This is a genomic window from Cobetia sp. SIMBA_158, from assembly GCF_046566945.1.
Classification (GTDB): domain Bacteria; phylum Pseudomonadota; class Gammaproteobacteria; order Pseudomonadales; family Halomonadaceae; genus Cobetia; species Cobetia amphilecti.
Genome location: NZ_JAWJYL010001073.1, coordinates 1 through 237, shown reverse-complemented (window position 1 = coordinate 237; position 237 = coordinate 1). Strand labels below are relative to the sequence as shown.

General features: G+C 42.6%; 1 protein-coding gene. It reads right to left on the bottom strand.

All coding sequences use genetic code 11. The features are described 5' to 3' along the window. Nucleotides 1–237: DUF4118 domain-containing protein (locus tag R2R70_RS23070; protein ID WP_410979356.1), on the bottom strand; the 237-nt coding region annotated here is incomplete at both ends.

Sequence of the window (237 nt, the reverse complement as noted above, 5' to 3'; positions counted from 1 at the left end):
ACTATTACTTGCATGTAATTGCACATCCCTAACTTTAGTACTGAGCTCGCCTGCCAATTGGCTGATCACAAAGCCAACAATCAACATAACCATGAAGGCTACTAAATATTCTATGTTTTCAATATGAAAAGTAAAATTAGGGGCAACAAAAAACCGATCTGTACACGCCCCACGCACTAAGGTGGTTAGTATGGCAAGACGACGATTACTGCGCTCAGCAGCCGAAGTCACCCACAA